Origin of the sequence: Nonomuraea sp. JJY05, assembly GCF_043496855.1 — a bacterium.
In the GTDB taxonomy this organism is placed as follows: Bacteria; Actinomycetota; Actinomycetes; order Streptosporangiales; family Streptosporangiaceae; genus Nonomuraea.
Map to the genome: position 1 here is coordinate 174185 of NZ_JBIEIS010000009.1, position 21134 is coordinate 195318.

Sequence of the window (21134 nt, forward strand, 5' to 3'; positions counted from 1 at the left end):
TCATGGCCGTACAGATCTCGCCCAGCATCCTCGCCGCCGACTTCGCCAGGCTCGCCGACGAGGCCGCCGCCGTGCCCAATGCCGACTGGCTGCACGTCGACGTCATGGACTACCACTTCGTGCCCAACCTCACCATCGGGTTGCCCGTGGTCGAGGCGTTGCGCAAGGCGACCTCGACGCCGCTCGACTGCCACCTCATGATCGACGATCCCGACCGCTGGGCGCCGCAGTACGCGGAGGCGGGGGCGGGCAGCGTGACCATCCACGCCGAGGCGGCCAAGGGGCCGATCAGGACGCTGCGCGAGATCCGCTCGCTCGGCGCCAGGGCCGGTCTCGCGCTCAACCCGGCCACGCCCGTCGAGCCGTACGAAGACCTGCTGGGCGAGGTCGACATGCTGCTGCTGATGACCGTGGAGCCGGGCTTCGGCGGGCAGAAGTTCCTCGACGGGGTGCTGTCCAAGGTCCGACGGGCGCGCCAGATGATCGAACGGCACGGCGGGCGGGTCTGGCTGCAGGTCGACGGGGGAGTCGACGCGGGCACGATCGAGCGGTGCGCGGACGCGGGCGCCGACGTGTTCGTGGCGGGCAGCGCCGTCTACGGCGCCTCCGACCCGAGTGCCGCCGTCGACGCTCTCCGGGCCGCCGCCACCCTCAAAAGCGCATGAATCGCCCATCACCTGGGTAACCATTCACTTATGGGCGACCATGGGATCTTCGGGCCCCGCTCGGTGACGTGGCGGGTGATGGGCGAGCCGATCCTGCTGGTGGGTGGCATCCGGGCGCTGCTGATGCAGGGTCTGCACCCGCGGGCGATGCGCGGGGTGCTGCAGAACTCCGCGCTCATGGATCCCCATGAGGCCTGGTCGCGGTTCGTACGGACCACCGAGTTCGTACGCGTGCGCACGTACGGGACCGATGCCGAGGTCGAACGGGCGGGACGGCGCGTGCGCAAGATCCACGCCAACCTGACCGCCTACGACCCCGACACCGGCACCACCTTCCACCTCGACGAGCCCGACGCCCTGCGCTGGGTCCACGTCGGCGAGGTCGACTCCTACCTGTCGGTCGCCCGGCGGGCCGGGGTGCGGCTGACGGACGCCGAGGCCGACACGTTCGTCGCGGAGTGGCGGCGGGCGGCCGAGGTAGTGGGGCTGAAGGCGGAGGAGGTCCCGGGGTCGGTGGCCGAGCTGCGCGACTACATCGACGCCGCGCGGCCGGGGCTGCGGTTCGTCCCCGAGGCGGCCCACCCGCTCCGCCTGTCGCTGAACGCCCCGCTCCCGCGCATGCTGGCCCCGCTCAGGCCCGCGCTGCCCGCGCTCACGCTGTTGTCGTTCGCCACGCTGCCGCGCTGGGCGAGACGGCTGTACGGGCTGCCCGCCACGCCGGTCGGCGATCTGTGGGCCACGGCGACCCTGCGCACCCTGCAGACCGGGATCGGGCTGGTCCCGGGGGACGTCCTCTACAGCCCCGCCGCCCGGCGGGCGCGCCGGCTCATGGCTGCTTGACCTAGCGCTTGGTCAAATATGCCAGGGCGGTCGCGCACGGCAATTCGGGCATGGCACACTGGTAGCCAAGAGAGCTAGCGTGCTCCGGGGTCGGTGTAATTCCGAACCGGCGGTTAAAGTCCGCGACCCGGCCGATGCCATCGGCCGGTTGACCCGGTGAAATTCCGGGACCGACGGTTAAAGTCCGGATGGGAGGAAGCGCGCGAGGTGTCCGGTGTTCCCAGCCGGGCGCCTGCCCTGACGCACAGCAGCATCAGGGCCGAAATCCCCCGGGGCCCGCCGTGGCTTGGAGCTACTGGCGAGTAGGAGACCCGGGGTGGAGATACCCGCGCAGGACGCCGCGCACATGGCGCGCGCCGTCGAACTGGCCGGGCACGGACACGGCACCACCAGCCCCAACCCCGTCGTGGGCTGCGTCGTGCTCGACGCCGGCGGCCAGGTGGCGGGCGAGGGCTTCCACGCGTACGCGGGCGGACCGCACGCCGAGGTCGTGGCGCTGGCGCAGGCGGGGGAGCGGGCGCGGGGCGGCACGGCGTACGTGACGCTCGAGCCCTGCGACCACACCGGCCGGACGGGGCCGTGCAGCCTCGCGCTGCTGGCGGCGGGGGTCGCGCGGGTGGTGATCGCGGTTCCGGACCCCAACCCCAGGGCGGCCGGCGGCGCGGCGCGGCTGCGGGCACACGGCATCTCGGTGACGTCCGGGGTGCTGGCCGCCGAGGCGGCGCGGGGCAACGAGGAGTGGCTGACGTACGCGCGGCTCGGGCGCTCGCACGTGACCTGGAAGTTCGCGGCCACGCTCGACGGGCGGTCGGCGGCCGAGGACGGGACCAGCCAGTGGATCACCTCGCCCGAGGCCAGGGCCGACGTGCACCGGCTGCGGGCCGCCTCGGACGCGATCGTCGCCGGGATCGGCACCGTCCTCGCCGACGACCCCCACCTCACGGCCCGCCCCGCCGCCGTCCTCGCAGCTGTCGGCGGCGTGGAGGGCCGCCAGAGCGCCGGTGCGGGTGCCGGCAACGGTGCGAGCGCTCCTGGCGGCGACGGCCAGGAGGCGGGCGTAGCCGGCGATCCGGAGGCGCGCGTCGGCGCGGTGGTTCCCGCGTCGGCACGTTCCCGCCGTGGGACGGGCGACAAGAGTGCGGGCGGCATGCGTCCGGCTGAGGGCGCCGCCGACGCCGGGCAGGGGCTTCGGAGCGCGGGCGTCGGCGTCCGTGGTGGGGCGGGGAGTCCTGACGCGGGTGATGGGCGGGGAGTGGCCGGGCGGCGGCCGGTGCGGGTCGTGGTCGATACGAGGGGCAGGACGCCGCAGGACGCCCGGGTGCTCGACGACAGCGCCCCCACGCTCGTCGCCGTAGCCGACAACACCGACACCGGGCTCAAGGCCGACCTCCTGCGCCTCCCCCGCCACGGCCACGGTCTCGACCTCGAAGCCCTCCTCCGGGAGCTGGCCGCGCGCGAGGTCGTCAGCGTGTTCCTGGAGGGCGGCCCCACGCTGGCCGGGGAGTTCCTGCGGCGGGGCCTGGTGGATCGCGTGGTCGCGTACCTGGCCCCCGCGCTGCTCGGCTCCGGGCGGGCCGCGCTCGGCGCGGCCGGGGTGGGGACGATCGGCGAGATGCACCGCCTGACTTTTGACGAAATTTCCCCTATAGGGCCGGACGTGCGGCTGATCGCCCGGCCCGCCACTCAACCAGGCAGGGAGCAGTGATGTTCACCGGAATCATTGAGGAAAAGGGCGAAGTGGTGGCCATCGACCAGGCGGGCGGCGGGGCCGTGCTGTCGGTGCGCGGCCCCGTCGTCACCTCCGACGCCAAGCACGGCGACTCGATCGCCGTCAACGGCGTGTGCCTCACCGTCGTCGAGGTCGAGGACGACGTGTTCACCGTGGACGTGATGAGGGAGTCGCTCGACCGCAGCTCCCTCGGCGGACTCCTCCAGGGCTCCCCCGTGAACCTGGAGCGCGCCGTACGCGCCGACCAGCGCCTCGGCGGCCACATCGTGCAGGGCCACGTGGACGGCACCGCCGTGCTGCTGTCCAGGGAGCCCGGCGAGAGCTGGGACGACGTGCGGTTCTCGCTCCCCGGGGCGCTGAGCCCGTACGTGGCGGAGAAGGGCTCGATCGCGATCGACGGAATCAGCCTGACGGTGACCACGGTTGACGACGACAGCTTCGGTGTGAGCCTCATCCCCACCACGCTCAAGCTCACGACCATGGGCGAGCGCCAGGTGGGCGACATCGTGAACATCGAGGTCGACGTGATCGCTAAGTATGTGGAAAGGCTGGTGGTCAGGCAGTGAACTGGGCCGACGCCGGATTCAACGTATTCGGCACCCATGTGCTCTGGACGGACCTCATCGGCAACATCGCCGCCCTGTCGACGGTCCTGCTCGCCATGCGCAAGTCGATGTGGACCTGGCCGGTGCAGTTCGCCGGCTCGGTGCTGTTGTTCATCGCCTCGATCAACGCGCACATCACCGGTAACGCGCTCAAGCAGGCCCTGTTCGCGGGCCTGGCGGTCTACGGCTGGTGGGCGTGGCGGCGCGGCACGCAGGACGGCAGGCAACTGCGCGTCCGCCCCGCCGCGTGGTGGGAGCGGTCCGTGCTGATCGGCGTGATGCTGCTGGGCACGGCCCTGGTCGGGCTGCTGTTCTTCTTCACCGGCCTGTCGTGGGGCGCGCAGGTGCCGCTGCCGGAGGGCGCCTTCCTGGTGGCCGCCGACGCCTACATCTTCGTCGGCAGCGCGATGGCCACCTGGGCGCAGGGCCGGGCGCTGGTGGACTTCTGGATCGTGTGGGTGGCCGTCGACCTGGTGGGCGTGCCGCTGGCGTTCAGCTCGGGGCTGGTTGTCTCAGGATGGGTGTACGGGATCTTCTTCGTGCTGGTGGTGATCGGGTTCGTGAAGTGGCTGCGTGAATACCGGACGGCCGAGGTCGGCGTGGCGGTGGCGCGATGAGCGACATCAAGCTGGACCCGATCGAGCGGGCCATCGACGACATCCGCAACGGCCGGCCCGTCGTCGTGGTCGACGACGAGAGCAGGGAGAACGAGGGCGACCTCATCTTCGCCGCGGCCAAGGCCACGGCCGACCTGTGCACGTTCACGATCAGGCACACCAGCGGGATGATCTGCGTGGCCATGGAGGGCAAGGAGCTCGACCGGCTCGGGCTGCCCCTCATGGTGGTGCACAACAAGGAGCGCATGCGCACGGCGTATACGATCACCGTGGACGCCCGCGACGGCGTCACCACGGGCATCTCCGCGGCCGACCGGGCCCAGACCATCCGCACGCTCGCCGACTCCGCGACCGAGCCCAACGAGCTGGTGCGCCCCGGGCACATCTTCCCGCTGCGCTACCAGGAGGGCGGCGTGCTGGCCAGGCGCGGCCACACCGAGGCGGCCGTCGACCTGGCCAGGCTCGCCGGCCTGTCGGCCGCGGGCGCGCTGGCCGAGGTGGTCAACGACGACGGCACCATGGCCAGGCTGCCGGAGCTGCGCCGCTTCGCCGACGAGCACGACCTGGCGCTGGTCTCCATCGAGCAGCTCGTCGACTTCCGCCGCCGGGCCGAGAGCATGGTCACGCGGGTGGCCGAGACGCGGCTGCCGAACGCGTACGGGATGTGGCGGGTCTACGGCTACGCCAGCGCGCTCGATGGCGGCGAGCACGTCGCGCTCGTCTTCGGCGACCTGTCCGACGGCGAGAACATCCTGGTCCGGGCCCACTCCGAGTGCCTGACCGGCGACGTGTTCGGCTCGCTGCGCTGCGACTGCGGGGTGCAGCTCGGCAACGCCATGGCGGCCATCGCCCAGGAGGGCCGTGGCGTGATCGTCTACCTGCGCGGCCACGAGGGCCGGGGCATCGGCCTGCTGGCCAAGCTCAAGGCGTACAACCTGCAGGACAACGGCAGCGACACCGTCGACGCCAACGTGGAGCTGGGGCTGCCGGTGGACGCGCGGGAGTTCTCCAACGCGGGGCAGATCCTGGCCGACCTCGGCGTCAGATCGGTGCGGCTGCTCACCAACAACCCGGCCAAGCTCAAGGGCATGGACGGGTACGGCATCAAGGTCCTCGGCCGCGAGCCCCTCCCCGTGGCCATGAACCCGCACAACGAGCGTTACCTCACGGCCAAGCGCGACCGCCTCGGCCATCACATCTCGGAGGCATCATGAGCGAGCGTGGCGAGCGACCGATCGAACACAGCGGTCCACCGCTCCTGCGGCCGACGGAGGCGGTCGCATGAGCGGTGAGGGGAGGCCGGGCGTCGCGGTGCCCGACGCCTCGGGGCTGAGCGTGGGGGTGGTGGCGGCCAGCTGGCACGCCAAGATCACCGACCAGCTGGTGGCCCGGGCCCTGCAGGCCTGCGACGACAGCGGCGCCACGGCGACCGTGGTGCGGGTGCCGGGCTCGCTGGAGATCCCGGTGGTCGCCCAGGCGCTGGCCCGCCGCTGCGACGCGGTGGTGGCGCTGGGTGCGGTCATCAAGGGCGAGACCGCCCATTTCGACTACGTCTGCGACTCGGTGACCGCGGGCCTGACCCGGATCTCGCTGGACGAGGAGACGCCCGTCGGCAACGGCGTCCTCACGTGCGAGACCATGGACCAGGCCCTCGACCGGTCGGGCCTGCCGGGGAGCAAGGAGGACAAGGGATACGAGTCGGCCGTCGCCGCGCTCGAGACCGCCCTCCTCCTGCGGGACCTCCACTAGCCTGCGGTAGGTTTCCTTCGTGCCCGAGCCGATCACTCCACCGCCCCTGCCCGTCACCTGGCGTCCCCGCAGACCGCGGATCGTCGCCTACAGCTCCGGCGCCGTGGTCGTGCTCGGGTCGGTGCTCATGGCGGTCTTCATCGCCGAGCCGTTCAAGCTGCCCGACCGGCTGGCGATCGTGGCGTTCGGGTGCGCGGTGGCGTTCGTGCTCCACCTGCTGGGGCGGGTGCGGGTGGAGGCGGACGACGAGGGCATCACGATCGTCAACGCCGCCCGCACCCACCGCTACTCGTGGCCGGAGATCCTGGAGGTCACGCTGCTGGTGGGCGACCCCTGGCCGAAGATCGACACCTCCGACGGGCGCACCATCGGGGCCATGGGCATCCAGGGCTCGGAGAAGCTCCGCGCCGCCCAGGCCACGGCCGAGCTGGAGGCCCTGATCCGGGAGCGCGGCGAGGCTCGCGAGAAGTAGCCGGTCGATGACCTGCTGTCATCGCCGGCGGACGAATATCGCCGGGCCGGGTGTCGACGTAGCCTGAAGGAGTGCTGCGGCGGACAATCAAGGCAATGGACATCGAGTCGCCGGACAAGCTCATCGAGCTCCTCGACCGGCACGCCTACCTGGCCGACGAAGGGCTGGCCACGGCCGCCTTCCTGGCGCTGAAGATGGGCCGGCCGCTCTTCCTCGAAGGGGAGGCGGGGGTCGGCAAGACCGAGCTGGCCAAGACGCTGGCGGCGCTGCTCAAGGCGCCGCTCATCAGGCTCCAGTGCTACGAAGGGCTGGACGCCGCCCAGGCGCTGTACGACTGGGACTTCGCACGCCAGCTGCTCCACCTGAAAGCCGCGGAGGCCGCGGGCGTCACCGACGTCGGCCGGCTGGAGGGGGAGATCTACGACAGGCGGTTCCTGATCGCGCGGCCCCTGCTCAAGGCCATCGAGACGCAGCCGAGCGTGCTGCTGGTGGACGAGATCGACCGGGCCGACGACGAGTTCGAGGCGTTCCTGCTCGAAGTGCTCTCCGACTTCACGATCTCCATCCCCGAGCTCGGGACCGTCAGGGCCACGACGCCGCCGGTGGTCGTGGTCACCTCCAACAGGACGCGCGAGGTGCACGACGCGCTCAAGCGGCGCTGCCTCTACCACTGGCTGGAGCACCCCGGCTTCGACCGCGAGGTCGCCATCCTGCTGCGCCGGCTGCCCGACTGCACCGAGACGCTGGCCGTGCAGGTGGCGCGGGCGGCCGAGCGGCTGCGGCAGGCGGACCTGGTCAAGCCGCCGGGCGTGGCCGAGACGCTCGACTGGACCGAGGCGCTGCTGACGCTGGGGGCCAAGGAGCTCGATCCTGCCCTGGCCGCGGCCACCCTCGGGGCGGCCCTCAAGTACCGGGAGGACGTCTCCAACGTGCTCGGCAACGGGCTGCTGGCCCATGGATGAGCTGGTCGCCACCGTGACCGCGTTCGCCAGGACGCTGCGGGCGGCCGGGGTCGCCGCCGATCACGAGCGGACCCAGAACATGCTCAGGGCGCTCGACCACCTCGACGTGGCCGACTCCGGCGAGGTCTACTGGGCCGGGCGGCTCACGCTCTGCGCCACGCCCGACGACCTGCCCCGCTACGACCGGTGCTTCGCCGCGTACTTCGGCGGGGTACGGGCGGGCGTGGCCCGTACGAGCACGACCAGCGTCACCAGGCACCTGGCGGCCGAGACGCACGGCGAGGCGGACGGCGGCGACGACGGGACGGCCTCGCCCGCGACGGCGAGCCGGGCCGAGGTGCTGCGGCACCGCGACGTGGCCAGGCTGACCGAGGCCGAGCGGGCCGAGGTGCACCGGATGCTGGCCATGCTGAGGTGCGGGCGCGAACGGCGGCGCTCGCGCCGCTTCGAGGGCGCCCACCGGGGCGTGCTCGACCCGCGCCGCACCATCCGCGACGCGCTCAGGAAGGGTGACGTCGCCCGGCTCCGGCACAAGCGGCACACCACCCGGCCGCGCACGGTCGTCCTGTTCGTGGACGTCAGCGGCTCGATGGCCCCGTACGCCGAGACCCTGCTGCGCTTCGCCCACGCGCTGGTCAGGAGCGAGCCCCGGGCCACCAAGGTCTACTCGGTCGGCACCAGGCTCACCGCCGTCACCGCCGAGCTGCGCCACCGCGACCCCGGCACCGCCCTGAACGAGGTCTCCAAGGCCGTCCCCGACTGGAGCGGCGGGACCCGGCTGGGCGACGAGCTCAAGGAGTACCTGTCCCGCTACAGCGCGCGCGGAGCGATCGCGGTGATTGCCTCGGACGGGTGGGAGCGCGGCGACCCGGCCCTGCTGGGGACGCAGATGGCCAGGCTGGCCAGGCAGGCGCACCGGGTGATCTGGGTCAACCCGCACAAGGGGTATGCGGACTACCAGCCCCTCACGGGCGGCATGCGGGCCGCCCTGCCGTACGTGGACGACCTGGTGGCCGGGCACAGCCTGGCCGCATACGAGCGACTCAGCGAAAGGCTGGCCCATGCGTGACGTGCTGCCGGAGATCATGAGGTGGTGGAGGTCGGGGCTCAAGTTCGGGCTGGCGACGGTGGTGAGCACGTTCAGCAGCGCGCCCAGGCCGCCGGGCGCGGCCATGGCGGTGCGCGGCGACGAGGTGGTCGGCAGCGTGTCCGGCGGGTGCGTCGAGGGCGCGGTGTTCGAGCTGGCCGCCGAGGTCGACGAGCCCGTCCTGCAGCGGTACGGCGTGAGCGACGACGACGCGTTCGCGGTCGGGCTGACCTGCGGCGGCATCATCGACATCCTCGTCGAGCCGATCTCCATCGAGACCTTCCCCGAACTGGGCGAGATCGCGATGTCCGTGGACGCGCACGAGCCGGTGGCCGTCGCCACCATTCTCTCCGGCCCCGGGCGGATCGGCGCCCGCCGGATCATCTGGCCGGACCGCTCCTCCGGCACGCTCGGGCTCGACCGGCTCGACGAGGCCGTGGACGACGACGCGCGCGGCATGCTCGCCCAGGGGCTGACCGGCATCAGGCACTACGGCGGCGAGGGGGAGCGGCGGCTGGACGACCTGGCGGTGTTCGTGCAGTCGTTCGCGCCGCCGCCGCGCATGCTGGTGTTCGGGGCGATCGACTTCGCGGCGGCGGTGGCCAGGGTGGGCAAGTTCCTCGGCTATCACGTCACGGTCTGCGACGCCCGCCCGATCTTCGCCACCGCCAAGCGCTTCCCCGACGCCGACGAGGTCGTGGTCAAGTGGCCGCACGACTACCTGGCCTCCGTGCAGGTGGACGGGCGCACCGTGATCTGCGTGCTCACCCACGACCCCAAGTTCGACGTGCCGCTGCTGGAGGTGGCCCTGCGCACTGATGCCGGGTACGTGGGCGCCATGGGCTCGCGCCGCACCCACGAGGACCGGCTCGAACGCCTGCGCGAGGCCGGGCTCACCGACGCCGAGCTGGCCAGATTGCGCTCGCCCATCGGGCTCGACCTCGGCGCGCGCACCCCCGAGGAGACGGCCGTGTCGATCGCCGCCGAGCTGATCCAGCTGCGCTGGGGCGGCTCGGGCCGCCCGCTGTCCAGCACCGAGGGCCGCATCCACCACGAGGGCTCATGAAGAGCGCGAAGGTGGCCGGGCTGCTGCTGGCCGCGGGGGAGGGCGCCCGGCTGGGCACGCCCAAGGCGCTGGTCGAGTACGCGGGCGAGCGCCTGGTCGACCGCGGCGTGCGACTGCTGGAGGAGGGCGGCTGCCACCCCGTCGTGGTCGTGCTCGGCGCGGCCACCGTACAGGTGCGCGGGGCGGTGACCGTGCGCAACCCGGACTGGGCGTCCGGCATGGGCTCGTCCCTGCGGGTCGGGCTCGCCGCGCTGCCGCGGGAGGCGGAGTCCGTGGTGATCGCGCTGGTCGACCAGCCGTTCATCGGCCCGGGCGCGGTACGGGCGCTGATCGCCTCAGGCGCGGAGCTGGCGGTCGCCACCTACGGGGGCAAGCGCAGGAACCCGGTGCTGATTGCCCGCGAGCACTTCGCCGAGGTGGCGGAGCTGGCCGTGGGGGACGTGGGGGCGCGGCCGTTCATGAAGGAGCACCCCGAGCTGGTCACCGAGGTGCCGTGCGACGAGCACGGGGACCCGGCCGACATCGACACGCCCCAGGATCTGCGGCTGCTGGAGCCCCACCTAGAGCCGCAGTGAGGCGATGGCGGCGCGGTGGTCGCTGCCGGTCGCGGGGGCGACGCCCGCCTTGGTCGCCGTCATGCCCTTGAACAGGATGTGGTCGGGCCGGGTGATCGGGAACTCGGACGGCCAGGTGAACCCGAACCCGTCGCCCGCCACGGTCTGCGCGTCGCTCAGCGGCGGGGTCAGGCCCCGCATGCCCCGGTCGGTGGTGGCGGTGTTTAGGTCGCCGAGCAGCAGGATGCGCCTGCTCGGGTCGGCGTCGATGAGCTTGCGCGCGTGCGCGAGAGAGGCGTCGCGCGAGGCGGTCTCCCCGGGGCGGGCCGAGGCCAGGTGCATGACGTAGACGGTCACCTTGCCCTTGGGGGTGGCGACCACCGCGCGCAGCGCCCGCGGCCAGCCCAGGCCGACGTCGAGCGGCTTGGTCTCGCTGATCGGGTAGCGGCTCCACAGGCCGACCGTGCTGACCGGATAGTGGTACTTGAACATCTTGTTGAGCTGCTTGGCCGCGGGGCCGCCGCTGGTCAGCTCCTGGGCGGCCAGCAGGTCGAGGTCCTTGGCGATCATGCGGACGGCCTCGCCCGAGGCGTTGTTGGTCACGCCCACGTTGACCGTGCCGACGGCCAGGTCGCTCGGGCCGCCCGGCGGCGTGCGCAGCAGCGTGGAGCCGAACATCGCCGCCCACACCACCCCGGGCACCAGCGCCGCGGCCAGGGCCATCCTGGAGCGTGCCAGCGCGCCGGCCACCAGCAGCAGCGGCACGGACACCCCCAGCCAGGGCAGCAGGCTCTCCATCACCGGCGTGAACCCGCCGAGCGCAGGTATCAGCCGGTGTCCGGCCATGGTCACGGCGACCACGGCGGACACGATGACGACGAGCCGACTCAGCACCTGATCCAGGCTAGTGGCTCCCTGCCCGCCGCGCCGACGCGATAGCCTGTTCGCGTCGCAACGGAATATCATTCGGTTTCATCGGGAGCCCGGCATGCGCATCGGTATGGCACTCAACTACTCGGGCGGCTTCAAGGAGACGGTGGCCGAGCTGGCGGACTACGAGAAGGCCGGGCTCGACATCGTGTTCGTGGCCGAGGCCTACAGCTTCGACGCCGTCAGCCAGATGGGCTACATCGCGGCCAGGACCGAGCGGCTGGAGATCGCCTCCGGCATCCTGCCGATCTACTCCCGCACGCCGACGCTGCTGGCCATGACGGCCGCGGGCCTGGACTACGTCTCCGACGGGCGCTTCACGCTCGGCCTCGGCGCGTCGGGGCCGCAGGTGATCGAGGGCTTCCACGGGGTGCCGTACACGGCGCCGCTCGGGCGTACCAGGGAGGTCATCGAGATCTGCCGCCAGGTGTGGCGGCGCGAGCGCCTGGTGCACGAGGGCAAGCACTACACGCTGCCGCTCCCGCCCGACCGGGGCACGGGCCTGGGCAAGCCGCTGAAGCTCATCAACCACCCGGTACGGCCCCGCATCCCGATCGTGATCGCCGCCATCGGGCCCAAGAACGTCGAGCTGGCCGCCGAGCTGGCCGAGGGCTGGGAGCCGATCTTCTACGTGCCCGAGAAGGCCGCCGGCGTGTGGGGCGCGTCCCTGGCCACCGGCAAGGCCAAGCGCGACCCCGAGCTGGGCGAGCTGGACGTGATCGCGCAGGCGTCCCTGGCGATCGGCGACGACGTGGCCGGGCTGCTGGAGTTCGGGCGGCCGATGGCGGCCCTCTACATCGGCGGCATGGGCGCCAAGGGCCGCAACTTCTACAACGACCTGGCCAGGCGCTACGGCTACGAGAAGGAGGCCGAGCGGATCCAGGACCTCTACCTCGAGGGCAAGAAGGACGAGGCGGCCGCCCTGGTGCCCGGCGAGCTGCTGGAGAGCATGTCGCTGATCGGCAGCGAGGGGTTCGTGCGCGACCGCGTCCAGGCGATGAAGGAGTCGGGGGTGACCACGCTGAACGTGGCGCCGCTCGGCAGGACCCACGAGGACCGGGTGCGGCTGATCGAGACCATTAAGGACATCGTGGGGTGAGTCACATCCTTTAGTGGAATATGCCCGTTTTTATGGGTGTTGTGGGAGCTCGTGAGGTTCTCCCTGGTGTTCGTGTGGCTCGTCGAGCGGCTGCACATCGATCTGTGCCGGTTGCACGGATCGCTCTGTCGCTGACCGCGTCAGCCTCGATCACCCAAATCCTCACCTGGCATGCCCGCTCGCGTGGCCGGTCGGCATGCCGTTTTCCTCGGGAGCTTCCCCCACCCATGAAGAGATTCTCCTTCTCCCTGCAACTGCTCGTCGGCCTCGCGGCCGGCATCGCGCTGGGCTTCGCCGCCAAGATCTGGGACGTGGCCTGGCTGGCCGAGACGCTGACCCGCATCGGGCAGATCTTCGTCCAGCTGCTCAAGCTCGCCGTGCCGCCCCTGGTCTTCACCGCCGTGCTGGTCAGCGTGGCCAACCTGCGCAACGTCAACGGCGCCGCCCGGCTCGCGTCCAAGACGCTGGTGTGGTTCCTCATCACCGCGTTCGTCTCCGTGGCGCTGGCGATCGGCCTCGGCCTGCTCATCAACCCCGGCCAGGGCGTCACCCTCGACACCGCCGCCGCCAAGGCCGTGGACACCGAGGGCGCGGGCACCTGGCTCGACTTCGTCACCGGCATCCTGCCCACCAACATCGTCACCGCCTTCACCGAGGTGAAGGTCCTGCAGATCGTCTTCCTGGGGGTCGTGCTCGGCGCGGCGGCCCTGGCGGTGGGCGAGAAGGCCGAACCGTTCCTCAACCTCGCCCGCTCCGTCCTGGAACTGGTCCAGAAGGCGCTGTGGTGGGTCCTGCGCCTGGCCCCCATCGGCATTGCGGGCCTGATCGGCAAGGCCGTGTCCACGTACGGATGGGACCTGCTGGCGCCGCTGGCCAAGTTCAGCGCCGGGGTGTACATCGGCTGCTTCATCGTGCTGCTGGCCGTCTACCCGACGGTGCTGGCGGTGTGGGGCAAGGTCAACCCCGTCCAGTTCTTCCGCAACGCCTGGCCCGCGATCGAGCTGGCCTTCGTCTCCCGCTCGTCCGTCGGCACGCTGCCGCTGACGCAGCGGGTCACCGTCGAGCGCAACGGCGTCGACCGTGACTACGCCTCCTTCGCGGTGCCGTTCGGCGCCACCACCAAGATGGACGGCTGCGCCTCCGTCTATCCGGCGCTGGCCGCGATCTTCGTGGCCCAGGTGTTCGGCGTGCCCCTCGGGTTCGGCGACTACTTGCTGATCGCGTTCGTGTCGGTGGTCGGCTCGGCCGCCACGGCGGGCCTGACCGGCGCGACCGTCATGCTGACGCTCACGCTCAGCACGCTGGGGCTGCCCCTTGAAGGCGTCGGCCTGCTGCTGGCCATCGACCCGATCCTCGACATGATCCGCACCGCCACCAACGTCGCGGGGCAGCTCGTCGTCCCCGTCCTGGTGGCGCGCTCGGAGGGCCGGCTGGACGATGCCGTCTTCAACGCCGCGCCCCAGCCGCTCGACGCGGCCGCGCCGGTGGGGCGCGCGCCGCAGCCCGTGGCGGCCTGACCTCGCCAGCGGGGGGCCCACTGCTCGTACGCGAGCGGCGGGCCGCCCTGCTTGATGACGGGGCTGCATGACGGGGCTGCATGACGGGGCCGGATGATGGGGCCGGATGATGGGGCGGCAGGGGCTGTGGGGCCCTATGGTGGGTCGGAAATCCTGATATTCGAGTAATTGGCGGGGATATGTCCGACGCGACGCCGTCCTTGGTCGCTGACCGGTATCGGCTTGACGAGCGCATCAGCAGCGGGCCGATGGGTGAGGTGTGGCGAGGGTACGACACGCGGGCCGACTGGGTCGTGGCCGTGAAGGTGCTCGGCGCCCGGGTGGCGGGGGCCACCACCCGGGAGGTGCTCAGGCAGCACGCCCAGGCCGTGGCCCGGGTGATCCATCCGAACGTGGCCATGGTGCTGGACGTCGGTGACCACGACGGGGCGCCGTTCCTGGTGATGGAGTTCCTCACCGGGCCCAGCCTGGGCGAGGAGCTGGCCGCGCGCGGGCCCCTGCCGATCGTCGAGGTGTGCGACCTCGTCGGGCAGGCCGCGGCCGGGCTCGACGCCGCGCACCGGGCCGGGGTCGTCCACGGGAATGTCGCCCCGCACAGCTTCCGGCTGGCCGGGAGCGGGGTACTCAAGGTCGTCGGGTTCGGGATGGACGACCGGGTGCCGGGGGACCCGCGGTACGTGGCGCCCGAGCGGGCGGCGGGGCAGGAGGCCGCGGCCACCGGGGACCTGTACGCGCTGGGATGCGTCTGCTACGAGCTCCTGTGCGGCCGGCCGCCCTTCGGCGCCGGGGCGGAGGGCGACTCCGGCGGCGCCTCGGGGCGGGGTGCGGCCGCACCGCCGAGCGCGTCGAGGGGCGAGGTGTCCCCGGAGCTGGATCGGCTCGTGCTGGCCATGATCGCCGAGGATCCCGCGAAGCGGCCCGGCAGCGGTGAGGCGATCCGGCGGGCGCTGGCCGCCATCGCGCGGCCGCGCGGCAACCCGGCCGCACCGCCCGCCGCGGCACCACCCGTGCCGCCCGGGCCTGGGCAGCCTTCCTCCGTGTCACCTCCGCCAGGGCAGGCTCTCCTCGTGCCGCCTCCCCCTGGGTCGCCTCCGCCCGGGCCGGCCATGCCCGTGACGGGCGTCTCCCTCCGGGACGGCGGAGTGCCGCCCGGCGGCCAGGGCGGCGCGCCCGGGGCCGGCACGTTCCGGGGCGACGGGTCGGGCGCGACCGAGGTCTTCCAGGCCGCGGGGCACGGCGGAGGCCCGAGGGCCGGTGACACCGCCGTGTACCAGGCGGGCGACCTCGAGCCCGCCCCCGCGTCGAACCGCAGGCTCATCCTCCAGCTCGGCGGCGCCGTGGTGGTCATCGCGGTGGTGACCGTCGTCATGGTGATGTGGGCCGGCGCGAGGAAGGAGGAGCCGCTGACCGCCTCCACCCCGACCCCCGAACCGACCATGGAGCTGACCACACCGCCGACCACACCGCCGACCACGCTGCCGACCACCCTCCCCACCGAGGAGTCCACGCCGGACGCGACGCCCGGCCTGGTGAACACCCTGGGGCCCGAGCCGACCTCGCTGCGCGGGACGGTCCAGCCCAAGGCCACCTTCGGCGATGCGATCCCGCCGGGCGGCTACCGCAAGTGGCTGTCGGAGTTCGACGAGGCGCTGATGGCCCAGCAGGCCATGGGCGCGATCGACCCCAAGGTGGCGGGCAAGGCCCGCGACAAGATCAGGAAGGCGGCCAGGAGCTTCGAGGAGGGCCGCATCGACGCGGGGATCGACCAGATCGCCGGCGTCTACCGCGACCTCAGGCGGGCGCAGGAGAAGGGCGGCATGGAAAGGACCGGGCCGGCGGCGCAGGTCCTGAACGACTGGCAGCTGCCCGACAACTAGGTGCTCCAGGCGGGCTCGGCCAGGTGGCGGGCGATAGTGACGTCAGGGGCGGAACACGTACATTGGCGCCATGAACGTCGACTACGTGGCACGCCGGGCCCGCCTCGCCGAGTTGCTGCCCGAGCGTGAGGTTCCGGCCCTGCTCGTCACCTCGCCGGTGAACGTCCGCTACCTCACCGGGCTGGCCAGCTCGAACGCCGCCGTGCTGGTCAGGGCCGACGGCACGGCGCTGCTGGCCACCGACAACCGCTACATCGAGGTGGCCCGCACGCTGGACGTGCCGTCGGTCGAGGCGTACGACGTGGAGAGCGCGCTCGCGGAGCCGGGGATCGGGATCGAGGCGGCGTGGATGAGCGTGGCCACGTACCGGCGCCTCGGCGGGGGGCTGGTGCCGCTGGAGCCGGTGGTGGAGCTGCTGCGGGCGGTCAAGGACGACGGCGAGCTGGAGCTCCTCCGTACGGCCTGCGAGATCACCGACCAGGCATTTGCCGATATTTCCGGGAAAATCGTCCCGGGGATCAGCGAGCGCGACGTCGCCCGCCTCCTCGACCACCGCATGACCGAGCTGGGCGCCGACAAGCCCGCGTTCGACACGATCGTGGCCGCCGGCGAGAACGGCGCGATCCCGCACCACGCCCCCTCCGGCAGGGACCTGCGCGCCGGCGACCTGGTCACCATCGACTTCGGCGCCCGCTACCAGGGCTACCACGCCGACATGACCAGGACGGTCTGCCTGGGCCCGCCGACGGACTGGCAGCGCGAGATCTACGACCTGGTCGCCGAGGCGCAGCGGGCCGGCAGGCACGCGCTCGCGCCGGGCGCGGGGGCCAGGGAGGTGGACGCGGCGGCCCGCACCGTCATCGAGGACGCGGGGTACGGAAGCCGCTTCCGGCACGGCCTGGGACACGGCGTCGGCCTGGAGATCCACGAGGAGCCGTTCCTCGGCCCTTCGCGGACCGGTAGACTAGAGGATCGAGTTCCGATCACCGTCGAGCCTGGGGTCTATCTCCCGGGCCGGGGCGGGGTTCGCATCGAGGACACCCTGGTGACACGTGAGGGCGGGCCGGAACTTTTCACGAAGACGTCCAAGGAGCTGCTCGTCCTTTAGAGCGGCCGCACGCGGGAGAAGAACGAGTGGCGACGACCAACGACCTCAAGAACGGCATGGTGCTGAAGCTCGATGGCGGTGAGCTCTGGGCCGTGGTCGAGTTCCAGCACGTCAAGCCGGGCAAGGGCGGCGCGTTCGTGCGCACCAAGCTCAAGAACGTCCTCTCCGGCAAGGTCGTCGACAAGACCTTCAACGCCGGCGTGAAGGTCGACGTGGCCAACGTCGACAAGCGCGAGATGCAGTACTCGTACAAGGACGGCGACGACTTCGTGTTCATGGACACCGAGACCTACGACATGGTCAACGTGCCCAGCGGCACCGTCGGCACCGCCGCCAACTACATGCTGGAGAACACTCTGGCCACGGTCGCGTTCAACGAGGGCTCGGCCCTCTACGTCGACCTGCCCGCCGCGGTCGAGCTGACCATCGCCAACACCGAGCCCGGCCTGCAGGGCGACCGCTCCACCGGCGGCACCAAGCCCGCCACGCTGGAGACCGGCGCCGAGGTCAAGGTGCCGCTGTTCATCACCACCGGCGAGAAGGTCAAGGTCGACACCCGCAGCGGCGAATACCTCGGCCGGGCCTGAGGTGTCGGCACGCGGCAAAGCACGCCGGCGGGCGCTTGACATCCTCTTCGAGGCCGAGCTGCGCGGCGAGGATCCCCTGAAGATCCTCGCCGAACGCGTGGAGCGGCAGGAGCCCCCGGTGAACGAATACACCTCGACCATCGTCGAGGGCGTCGCCCGGCACCACGCGCGCATCGACGAGCTGATCACCACGTACGCCGAGGGCTGGACCCTCGACCGGATGCCCGCCGTCGACCGTAACCTGCTGCGCGGGGGCACGTACGAGCTGCTCTGGATGCCCGGCGTGCCCGAGGGCGTGGTGATCAGCGAGTGGGTGCACCTGGCGGGTGAGCTGTCCACCGACGAGTCGCCGCAGTTCGTCAACGGGCTGCTGGCCCGCTTCAAGCAGCTCAAGCCAAGCCTCACCCTTTAGACACCGTCAAAAGCCGGAGTTCGGGGTACGTTCCAAACAAGTTAGGCGTACCTTCCAACCAAGCGCCTGCACGGCTCGCGGAAGCCTGGCCGTGGCCAGAGGGCGTGCGGACAAGTGGCGCGTCACCAGCCGCGACGCGCCCCTTTCCGTGTCTGCGGCGGTGGTTCGCCCGAGGGCGACGTTCTGGTGCTGCCGGTGGGCTCCGAGGAGATGGGCGAGCTGCTGACCGACGCGTGGCGGCTGGGCCGCCCGAACGGCTGGCCGCCGCGTTCGACGCCTGACCCCACCGGTGACCCGGACGGGGGCGCGGCGGGTGGCGGCGAGCGGGGGACCGGCGCACGGCGTAGGCTGGGGCCCGTCCGCGGAGAAGCGCAGTTCATAGAGTGCGCGATCGCGAGGGGCCCGGAGCGCGGGCCCGTCGCGAGGGGAGAGGGAGGCGAGCCGACGTTGCGTGCTGAAGGCGTCACGAGGACCCCGGCGGTGCGGACCGCCGTCGTCTGGGACGCGTTGCGGTCCGCGCTGGCCGAACGGACGGCGGCGACCGGCCGAGAGGGGCTCGACATCGTCGATGCCGGGGGCGGCACCGGCGGGTTCGCCGTGCCGCTGGCGGCGCTGGGTCACGCCGTGACCGTCGTCGACCCGAGCCCCGACTCGCTGGCCGCGCTCGAGCGCCGTGCCAAGGAGAAGGGCGTGGGCGTGCGGGCCCTGCAGGGCGACGCCGCCGACCTGGGCGAGCTGCTCAGCCGCGACAGTGCCGACCTGGTGCTCTGCCACAGCGTGCTCGAATACGTCGAAGACCCGATCAGCGCGCTGACCGCCGTCGCGGGACTGCTGCGCAGGGGCGGCGCGGTGAGCGTGCTGGCCGCCAATCCCGTCGGCAGCGCCATCCATCGGGCGCTCGCGGGCCAGTTCGAAGAGGCGCGGGCGGTGCTCGACGACCCGCGGGGCACCTGGGGCGACCGCGACCCCACCCCGAGGCGCTTCGCCGCCGAGACGCTCGCCGAGTTGCTGACCGCGACCGGGTTCGCCGTCGGCGCCGTCCACGGCGTGCGCGTCTTCGCCGACCTGGTCCCGAGCAGGCTCGTCGACGGCGAGCCCGGCGCCGCTGAGGCGCTCGTCGCCCTTGAGCAGGTCGCCGCCACCCACCCCGTGCTGCGGGACATCGCTACTCAGCTGCACGTGCTCGCGCACAGGTCCTGAGGCCCGACTCTGGGTATAGAACGCATGTTCGGATAGAATCGACGGCGTGTCTCGCAAGCAGATCACCGGCATCGGCCCCGCTCCACGCACCGGGGCCGACGACAGCGGCTGCCCGATCCTGCACGTCGACATGGACGCCTTCTTCGCCAGCGTCGAGCTGCTCGAGCGTCCCGAGCTGCGCGGCCGCCCGGTGATCGTGGGCTCGCCCGCGGGGCGCGGCGTCGTGCTCAGCGCCACGTACGAGGCCAGGGCCCACGGCGTGCACTCCGCGATGCCGATGAGCAGGGCGCGCCGGCTGTGCCCGCAGGCCACGATCATCCCGCCCAGCCACGGCAAATACTCCGAGGTCTCCAAGGGCGTCATGGAGATCTTCCACACGATCACCCCGCTGGTCGAGCCCATCGCGTCCGACGAGGCGTTCCTCGACGTCGCCGGCGCCAGGCGCCGGCTCGGCCCGCCCGCCGCCATCGCCGCGATGATCAGGGAGCAGGTCCTCGACCGCTACGGCATCACGTGCTCGGTCGGCGTGGCCGGCAGCAAGTTCGTGGCCAAGCTGGCCAGCAAGCAGTGCAAGCCCGACGGGCTGCTGGTGGTGCCCGCCGACCAGGTCGTCGACTTCCTCCACCCGCTGCCGGTCTCGGCGCTGTGGGGCGTCGGCGAGCGCACCGAGCAGTCTCTCGTACGCCTGGGCATCCGCACGGTCGGCGACCTTGCCAGGGTGCCGCCCGCCACCCTCCAGCGCGAGCTCGGCCAGGCCGTGGGCGGCCACCTGGCGGCGCTGGCCTGGGGCCGCGACGAGCGGGCGGTGAGCGCCCACGTCGCCGACAAGAGCATCGGCAACGAGGAGACGTTCGCGGCCGACGTGGACGATCCCGAGGTGATCAAGCGGGAGTTGCTGCGTCTTTCCGAGCGGGTGGCCGCCAGGATGCGTAAGGGCGGCCACGTGGGAAGGACTGTAAGTGTGAAGCTCCGCCGCGCTGATTTCACGACGATCAACCGCTCGCGCACCCTGCGCGAGGCGACCGACGTGGCCCAGGTGATCTATGCCACAGCCTGCCAGCTGTACGAGGCGGCCGGCCTCCAGCGCGTGCGGCTGCGCCTGGTCGGGGTCAGGATGGAAAACCTGCGGCCCGCGGGCGAGGCCACCCACCAGCTCGGCCTCGGCGAGCGGGAGACCGGCTGGCGCGAGGCCGAGCAGGCCATGGACAAGGCGATCCGGCGATTCGGTCCCGATGCGGTGGTCCCAGCATCGCTCGTACGTGGCAAGCTTGATGATGTAGAGAGATGACGCCGATGTCCGGATTTTTATGGGGCATCAGTGTCGCGATTTTGGGGGAAGGGGGGCGAGATGGGCCACAATGGAGCCATGGCGACACCTCCGGTTTGGTCTGCGTTGGACGTTTGCTTTCGCCTACGTCTACAGCCTCGTATTCTGGGGATAACCGACCGCGAGGTTCGGACACCCCGTGTCGTCCGTTGCCGTCTTCCCCGTCCTGGGGCTGTCCTTGGGAGGCGCCGTGCCGCTCTCTGAGCACGAGCAGCGCTTGCTCGACCAGATCGAGCAGGCCCTCTACGCCGAGGACCCGAAGTGGGCCAACACCGTAAGGATCAGTGACCCGCGCAGCCATTACAAGCGTCGTCTGATCAAGGCCTCCATCGGCTTTGCTCTCGGCGTCGTCATCATGATGGTCGGCGTGGTGATGAGTGGCAGTGCCCTGATCCCTCTCGGCGTCGGCGGTTTCGTGGTCATGCTCGCCGCGTGTCTGTGGGGCCTGTCCAGTTGGAAACGCATGAACGGGTTCGGTGACTCCGCGCCCGCCTCGGGCTCTGCCCCTCCTCCGGGCAAGCAGACCCGCCGGGCTCGCCGGGGCACGTTCATGGAGCGCATGGAAGAGCGCTGGCGCCGCCGCAACGATGAGCGCTGACCGCTGACCTGCGGAGCCGTCCGGACCAGCGTCCGGGCGGCCCTCGTGTGGGAGGCGGCCCTTCCTGTCCCCAGCATGCGCCCGTCCGCCCCGGCGGGTGAAGGCTCAGCCGACGGACGCAGGTCCCCTGCCC

The 21134-nt window shown here is 71.8% G+C and carries 22 protein-coding genes and 1 riboswitch; of the genes, 21 read left to right on the forward strand and 1 reads right to left on the reverse strand.

Annotated elements, in window-relative coordinates; translation table 11 throughout:
- Positions 1-2 precede the first annotated feature (2 nt).
- From rpe to ACFKCF_RS15985, 12 genes are all read left to right on the forward strand, one after another.
- Complete coding sequence (gene rpe / locus ACFKCF_RS15930) at positions 3-665, forward strand: ribulose-phosphate 3-epimerase (RefSeq protein WP_394494232.1); 663 nt, start codon at positions 3-5, stop codon at positions 663-665.
- Between the two features lie 30 nt (positions 666-695).
- Entirely contained in the window at positions 696-1505 is an 810-nt protein-coding gene (locus ACFKCF_RS15935; RefSeq protein ID WP_394494234.1) for an oxygenase MpaB family protein, read from the forward strand.
- 75 nt (positions 1506-1580) lie between these two features.
- Positions 1581-1711, forward strand: a riboswitch (FMN riboswitch).
- Between the two features lie 110 nt (positions 1712-1821).
- Entirely contained in the window at positions 1822-3210 is a 1389-nt protein-coding gene (ribD, locus tag ACFKCF_RS15940) for a bifunctional diaminohydroxyphosphoribosylaminopyrimidine deaminase/5-amino-6-(5-phosphoribosylamino)uracil reductase RibD (protein ID WP_394494236.1), read from the forward strand.
- Positions 3210-3800 carry a riboflavin synthase gene (locus tag ACFKCF_RS15945; protein ID WP_394494238.1) on the forward strand — a complete coding sequence of 197 codons (591 nt, stop codon included), beginning with the start codon at positions 3210-3212 and terminating at the stop codon, positions 3798-3800. Before ribD ends, ACFKCF_RS15945 begins: the two co-directional genes overlap by 1 nt.
- A complete protein-coding gene (locus ACFKCF_RS15950; RefSeq protein WP_394494240.1) occupies positions 3797-4456 on the forward strand; it encodes a nicotinamide riboside transporter PnuC in 660 nt (219 codons plus the stop codon). Before ACFKCF_RS15945 ends, ACFKCF_RS15950 begins: the two co-directional genes overlap by 4 nt.
- Positions 4453-5670 (forward strand): bifunctional 3,4-dihydroxy-2-butanone-4-phosphate synthase/GTP cyclohydrolase II, encoded by a 1218-nt coding sequence (locus ACFKCF_RS15955; RefSeq protein WP_394494242.1) that lies wholly within the window; start codon positions 4453-4455, stop codon positions 5668-5670. The genes ACFKCF_RS15950 and ACFKCF_RS15955 overlap by 4 nt, the downstream gene beginning before the upstream one ends.
- Before the next feature lie 67 nt (positions 5671-5737).
- Positions 5738-6205: a 6,7-dimethyl-8-ribityllumazine synthase gene (gene ribH, locus ACFKCF_RS15960; RefSeq protein ID WP_394494244.1), complete on the forward strand. Its 468-nt coding sequence runs from the start codon at positions 5738-5740 to the stop codon at positions 6203-6205.
- 19 nt (positions 6206-6224) lie between these two features.
- Complete coding sequence (locus ACFKCF_RS15965) at positions 6225-6677, forward strand: PH domain-containing protein (RefSeq protein WP_394494245.1); 453 nt, start codon at positions 6225-6227, stop codon at positions 6675-6677.
- A gap of 95 nt (positions 6678-6772) precedes the next feature.
- Positions 6773-7639: an AAA family ATPase gene (locus ACFKCF_RS15970; RefSeq protein WP_394494247.1), complete on the forward strand. Its 867-nt coding sequence runs from the start codon at positions 6773-6775 to the stop codon at positions 7637-7639.
- Complete coding sequence (locus ACFKCF_RS15975; RefSeq protein ID WP_394494250.1) at positions 7632-8708, forward strand: VWA domain-containing protein; 1077 nt, start codon at positions 7632-7634, stop codon at positions 8706-8708. Before ACFKCF_RS15970 ends, ACFKCF_RS15975 begins: the two co-directional genes overlap by 8 nt.
- The gene (locus ACFKCF_RS15980; protein WP_394494252.1) at positions 8701-9792 is read left to right on the forward strand and encodes an XdhC family protein; all 1092 of its coding nucleotides are present in this window, start codon (positions 8701-8703) and stop codon (positions 9790-9792) included. Before ACFKCF_RS15975 ends, ACFKCF_RS15980 begins: the two co-directional genes overlap by 8 nt.
- Entirely contained in the window at positions 9789-10367 is a 579-nt protein-coding gene (locus tag ACFKCF_RS15985) for an NTP transferase domain-containing protein (protein ID WP_394494253.1), read from the forward strand. The genes ACFKCF_RS15980 and ACFKCF_RS15985 overlap by 4 nt, the downstream gene beginning before the upstream one ends.
- On the opposite strand, the gene ACFKCF_RS15990 is transcribed toward ACFKCF_RS15985, so the two are convergent.
- The gene (locus tag ACFKCF_RS15990; protein WP_394494255.1) at positions 10353-11240 is read right to left on the reverse strand and encodes an endonuclease/exonuclease/phosphatase family protein; all 888 of its coding nucleotides are present in this window, start codon (positions 11238-11240) and stop codon (positions 10353-10355) included. The genes ACFKCF_RS15985 and ACFKCF_RS15990 overlap by 15 nt on opposite strands.
- A 94-nt stretch (positions 11241-11334) precedes the next feature.
- Between ACFKCF_RS15990 and ACFKCF_RS15995 the strand changes: the two genes are divergently transcribed.
- From ACFKCF_RS15995 to ACFKCF_RS16035, 9 genes are all read left to right on the forward strand, one after another.
- Complete coding sequence (locus tag ACFKCF_RS15995; protein ID WP_394494257.1) at positions 11335-12375, forward strand: LLM class F420-dependent oxidoreductase; 1041 nt, start codon at positions 11335-11337, stop codon at positions 12373-12375.
- A gap of 227 nt (positions 12376-12602) precedes the next feature.
- Complete coding sequence (locus tag ACFKCF_RS16000; RefSeq protein WP_394494259.1) at positions 12603-13892, forward strand: dicarboxylate/amino acid:cation symporter; 1290 nt, start codon at positions 12603-12605, stop codon at positions 13890-13892.
- 179 nt (positions 13893-14071) lie between these two features.
- A complete protein-coding gene (locus tag ACFKCF_RS16005) occupies positions 14072-15769 on the forward strand; it encodes a serine/threonine-protein kinase (protein WP_394494261.1) in 1698 nt (565 codons plus the stop codon).
- A 70-nt stretch (positions 15770-15839) separates the two neighbouring features.
- The gene (locus tag ACFKCF_RS16010; RefSeq protein ID WP_394494262.1) at positions 15840-16877 is read left to right on the forward strand and encodes a M24 family metallopeptidase; all 1038 of its coding nucleotides are present in this window, start codon (positions 15840-15842) and stop codon (positions 16875-16877) included.
- Between the two features lie 26 nt (positions 16878-16903).
- Positions 16904-17464 (forward strand): elongation factor P, encoded by a 561-nt coding sequence (gene efp, locus ACFKCF_RS16015; protein ID WP_394494265.1) that lies wholly within the window; start codon positions 16904-16906, stop codon positions 17462-17464.
- Position 17465: 1 nt separating this feature from the next.
- Positions 17466-17876, forward strand: coding sequence for a transcription antitermination factor NusB (gene nusB, locus ACFKCF_RS16020; protein WP_080041071.1), 411 nt, complete (start codon positions 17466-17468; stop codon positions 17874-17876).
- 447 nt (positions 17877-18323) lie between these two features.
- The gene (locus ACFKCF_RS16025; protein WP_394494505.1) at positions 18324-19076 is read left to right on the forward strand and encodes a methyltransferase domain-containing protein; all 753 of its coding nucleotides are present in this window, start codon (positions 18324-18326) and stop codon (positions 19074-19076) included.
- Positions 19077-19122: 46 nt separating this feature from the next.
- Complete coding sequence (gene dinB, locus ACFKCF_RS16030; RefSeq protein WP_394494267.1) at positions 19123-20364, forward strand: DNA polymerase IV; 1242 nt, start codon at positions 19123-19125, stop codon at positions 20362-20364.
- A 229-nt stretch (positions 20365-20593) separates the two neighbouring features.
- On the forward strand, positions 20594-21001 hold the full coding sequence (locus ACFKCF_RS16035) for a DUF3040 domain-containing protein (protein WP_394494269.1): 408 nt from the start codon (positions 20594-20596) through the stop codon (positions 20999-21001).
- The last annotated feature ends 133 nt before the right edge of the window (positions 21002-21134 follow it).